Here is a 4,710-nt window from a genome sequence, read left to right as displayed (position 1 = left end):
GCGACCGCCGGGATCTACACAGTATCTTACACTCTTTCCCAACGCGACGCGCTTCCGATCTGAGCAGCGGGGCGCAGGCGAGCACGCGCGCGGCGGCGCGCACGAAAGGGCGAAGGCGTCGGATGGTTCGGTTCGTCATTGTTGTTGTCGAGGAGGGCATACGGCGCGTCGGACGGCGCGGCACCGTCGGCCTGCTCAATGCAGTCGGAATGTCGGGCGATTATAGCGGGTGGCGGTGGCGCCGCAATGACGGATGACGACCGTCAGGCCAGCACGCGCCGGGCGGCGAGCATGCCCCAGTAAGACGCTTCCTCGAACAGCGACAGCCCGGACAGATCGGCGTGCGCGAACACGACCGGGCCGTCGGCATCGCGCAGCGCGAGCAGCCCCGGCCGGCTCAGGAACCCGACATCGGGCGTCGCCATCGCGTGGCCGCGCACGGTGATTTCGAGCGCCGTCGCGTGTTTCCACAGATTGCGCCCGTACACGGCCTGCAAGTCGATCGCCGCCTGCTCGCGCAACGCGTCGGGTTGGGCCTGCGCGAGCCAGCGGCGCGTGTCGTCCGGGGCTTGCGTGCTCAACGCCTGGTACGCGGAGAACACCGAGCGCGTCGGCGGCGACATGCGGATCAGCTGGTGCGTCGACACGACATAGCCGAGCCCCGCGCCGTCGTAGACGACGTTGTCCCACGCGAGCGGCACGCCGGCTTCTTCGATCGGCATGCCGTCGAGCAGGAAGTTGGACACGAGCCACGGCGCGCGCGGCGGCAGGTCGCGCGCGGGATCGAAGCCGTACGCGGCAAGCTGCGGAAACACGCGCGTCGCGACGAACAGCGGCATCGCGCACACGACGCGCCGCGCCTTAAGCGTGAACGTCGACAGCGCACCGTCGTTGCCGATGCGCGCGCACAGTACGTCGACACCGCCTGCGCGTTCGGTCGCACGCACCGCGAAGCCGTCGCGCGACCATGCGTTCGAGCCGGTGCGCGTGGTGATCGAATCGGTGAGCTTCGTCACCATCGAGTGCAGCCCGTCGGGCCAGGTCAGCACCGCGCCGTCGCTCGCATCGCCCGCGTGGCCGCCGCGCGACGAGAAATAGTGCAGGCCGGCCCACGCGGACACGCGCTCGTACCCGGCGCCGTAGTCATCGCGGCAGCAGTAATTCAGGTACCAGTGCAGCGCCTTCGCGGTGTAGCCCTCGTCGAGCAGCCATTGGCGGAACGAGCGCCGGTCCAGCGCGCGCCAGCGCGGGTCGCGTGACGATTCCGCGACCGGGATGCAGAACACCTTGCGGCCATCGGCGCCGCGTGCGGTGCGCAGCCCGTCCGTGTATGCGAAGAAGCGTGCCTGTTGCGCGAGTTCGTCGGCGCCGAGGCCGGCCGTCGGCACGATGCCGTCCTGCCACTGTCCGGCGATGAAGAGCCGTTCGTCGGGCGCATGGACGAGCACGCGCTCGTCGTACACGGGGCGCGCGGAGAACGGCGCCGATTCGATCACGCCGAGATCGGCGAGCATGTCGCGCAGGTGCGCGGATTCGAGTGACGGCAGCGGCAGGTAGTGCGCGCCTTTCGGATAGCCGAGATCGCCGAAGCGGCCGCCGGCCGCGTTGCCACCGAATTCGGGGCCGGCGAGCACCGTGAAGCGCTTGTGTCCCGCGCGCGCCAGCTGCCATGCGCACGACAGCCCGGCCGCGCCCGCGCCGAGGATCGCGATGTCGGTCTCGATTGTGCCGGACGGCGGCGGCAGCGTCGCATGGTCGCGCAGCGCATGGCCTTCGCGCATGCCCGGGTAACCGACATGCGGCGTCGTCTCGATCCAGCCGGTGCGCCCGCAGGCGGCGAGCGACGCGGCCGCCGACGCGACGAGGAACGTGCGGCGGTCCATCAGCGCAGCACGTGTTTCCAGTCGTCGTCGAAGCGGCGCACGAGCGGCTGGTCGTTGAGTTCGTTCGGCGACATCGGCAGCGCCGGCATGTCGGCCGGGAAGTGGAACATCTCGGCGGCCGTTTGCGCATCGAGCCAGCGCGTGGGCACCGAGTAGTGCGTCGGCACCGTGAAGTCGCGGCGCTTGCCGGCGATCACGAAGCCCCAGTCGCCGAACGACGGCACGTAGCAGTGGTACGGCCACGTGTTGAGCCCGGCTTCGTGCAGCGTCGCGATGATGGTCCAGTACGCGTGCGGCGCGAAATACGGCGACGTGGACTGGATCACCGCGTAGCCGTTCTCCGACAGGTGGCGCGCGAGCAGCCGGAACACGGGCACCGAATACAGCCGGCCGAGCCCGAAGTTGGTCGGGTCGGGGAAGTCGACGACGATTGCGTCGTACACGTCGGCATTCGATTCGAGCCAGCGCACCGCATCGTCGTTGATCACGTGCACGCGCGGGTCTTTCAGCGAGCCCTGGTTCAGCTTGACGAGCGGCGCGGAGGTCGAGAACAGCTTCGTCATCGCGGGATCGAGATCGACGAGCGTGATCTGTTCGAGGTTGCGGTGCTTCAGCAGTTCGCGCACCGCGAGGCCGTCGCCGCCGCCGAGCACGAGCACGCGCTTCGCCCACGGCAGCGCGTCGATCGTCGGGTGGATCAGCGCCTCGTGATAGCGATGCTCGTCGCGCGACGAGAACTGCAGGTTGCCGTTCAGGTACAGGCGCATGTCGTCGTGCCACTGCGTGAGCACGATCCGCTGGTACGGCGTCGTTTCCGAATAGATCGTCTCGTCGCCGTACACGCCGTGTTCGGCCCAGTGCGTGATGCGGTCCGACAGCGCGAAGCCGGCGACGAGCAGCCCGATCACGAGCGACGCGCGCATCAGCTTGCCGCGCACGTTGCGGATCTCGTCGCGGAACAGGTGCGTCGTCCAGAGCGCGACGAACGCGTTCAGGAGCCCGAACAGGAAGCTGGTGCGCAGCAGGCCGAGACGCGGCGCAAGCACGAGCGGGAAGATCAGCGACACGGCGAGCGAGCCGAGATAGTCGAAGGTCAGCACTTCGCTGACGGTATGGCGGAACGCCTGGCGCCGTTGCTGGAACGCGCGCATCACGAGCGGGATCTCCATCCCGATCAGCATGCCGAGCGCCAGCACGAGCGCATAGAGCGCCGCGCGGAACGGCGCGGCGAGCCACGCGAACACCGCGAACAGCAGCGCGGCCGACACGCCGCCGAGCAGGCCGACGAGCAACTCGATGTCGACGAAGCGGTCGAGCACGTCGTCGTCCTCGACGAACTTCGCGAGCCACGAGCCGATCCCCATCGCAAACAGGTAGCAGCCGATCACCGACGAGAACTGCAGGATCGAATCGCCGAGCAGGTAGCTGGACAGCGCGCTGCTGATCAGTTCGTAGCCGAGCCCGCACGACGCGAGCACGAGAATCGACAGGACGAGCGCGCGCCTATGCAGCATGGTGCGTCCGTTGTGCAGCGGTCGGCAATGTGGATATACTGGCGCGGAATTTTGTGGGGCGGCCATCCGCCTGCTGGCCCCACACAAGCCGGCCGGCGACGGGGCGGCGAACCGAGCACAAAATCCGAGGGAAAGAATGAATAGTGCCTATCTCTATGCGGTTCATTTACTGTCGGCGTTCGTGCTGCTTCTTGTGTTCGCGGCAGTGTACCTGAAGGTCACCCCGTTCGACGAACTGGCGCTGATCCGCGACGGCAACTCGGCCGCGACGCTGTCGTTCGGCGGCGCGCTGATCGGCTTCTGCCTGACGCTCGCGTCCAGCATCGCGCACAATTCCACGCTCGGCGAAGTCGTGATCTGGGCCGTCGGCGCGATGGCCGTGCAACTGATCACCTATGCGGCGCTCACACGCCTGATGCCCGGCATGAATCATGCGATCGAGGATCGCAACGTCGCGATGGGCGGCCTGATGGGCACCGCGTCGCTCGTCGTCGGCATCATCAATGCCGCCTGCCTGACCTGACGCGCCACGCGTTTCGAGGAGACCGACATGAGTCTGGGATCGTTTATCCGCAAGCAGTTCGTCGACGTCCTGCAATGGACGGAAGACACCGATGGCGTGCTGGCCTGGCGCTATCCGATGGAAGACATGGAAATCCGGTACGGCGGCAAGCTGACCGTGCGCGAGACGCAGGTCGCGATCTTCGTCAACGAAGGCAAGATCGCCGACATCTTCCAGGCCGGGTTGTACACGCTGGAGACGAACACGCTGCCGGTGCTCACGTACCTGAAGAACTGGGACAAACTCTTTCAGTCGCCTTTCAAGTCGGACGTCTATTTCTTCAGCACGCGGCTGCAGCTCGGCCGGCGCTGGGGCACCGCGCAGCCGGTGACGATCCGCGACCGCGAATTCGGCTTCGTGCAGGTGCGCGCGTTCGGCATCTACTCGTACCGGATCGTCGACGCGGGCGCGTTCTATCGCGAGGTCAGCGGCACGCGCGCGCAGTACACGGTCGACGATCTCGAGCAGCAACTGCGCAACCTGGTCGTCACTGCGATGAGCACCACGTTCGGCTCGGCCGACGTGCCGTTCGTCGACATGGCCGCGAACCAGTCGCTGCTGTCGCAGCGCGTCGCCGACGCGCTGGTGCCGGTGTTCACGCGCTACGGCCTGGCGCTCGACGCGTTCGCGGTGGAAAGCGTGTCGCTGCCGGCGGAGTTGCAGAAGGCGCTCGACTTGCGAATCGGCGCGGGGATGGCCGGCGACCTTGCACGCGCCACGCAATACCAGACCGCGCAGGCGATTCCGCTTA

At 67.5% G+C, this 4,710-nt stretch carries 4 protein-coding genes; 2 read left to right on the top strand and 2 right to left on the bottom strand.

Features of this window, described 5'->3' with window-relative positions:
* Nucleotides 1-263: 263 nt before the first annotated feature.
* Together G3O00_RS40005 and G3O00_RS40000 are read right to left on the bottom strand one after the other, a co-directional pair.
* Complete coding sequence (locus tag G3O00_RS40005; protein ID WP_206146293.1) at nucleotides 264-1,883, bottom strand: NAD(P)/FAD-dependent oxidoreductase; 1,620 nt, start codon at nucleotides 1,881-1,883, stop codon at nucleotides 264-266.
* Entirely contained in the window at nucleotides 1,883-3,397 is a 1,515-nt protein-coding gene (locus G3O00_RS40000) for a polyamine aminopropyltransferase (RefSeq protein WP_011354424.1), read from the bottom strand. Before G3O00_RS40000 ends, G3O00_RS40005 begins: the two co-directional genes overlap by 1 nt.
* A gap of 136 nt (nucleotides 3,398-3,533) precedes the next feature.
* On the opposite strand from G3O00_RS40000, the gene G3O00_RS39995 reads away from it, so the two are divergent.
* Nucleotides 3,534-3,920: a DUF350 domain-containing protein gene (locus G3O00_RS39995; RefSeq protein ID WP_129515440.1), complete on the top strand. Its 387-nt coding sequence runs from the start codon at nucleotides 3,534-3,536 to the stop codon at nucleotides 3,918-3,920.
* Between the two features lie 27 nt (nucleotides 3,921-3,947).
* Nucleotides 3,948-4,710 (top strand): SPFH domain-containing protein (locus G3O00_RS39990; RefSeq protein WP_206146292.1); only part of this gene is annotated, 763 nt, incomplete at its 3' end.

Source organism: Burkholderia sp. Ac-20384 (assembly GCF_017104605.1).
Lineage (GTDB): Bacteria > Pseudomonadota > Gammaproteobacteria > Burkholderiales > Burkholderiaceae > Burkholderia > Burkholderia lata.
The sequence above is the reverse complement of the archived record's forward strand: the minus strand, read 5'-3'. Positions and strand labels throughout refer to the sequence as shown.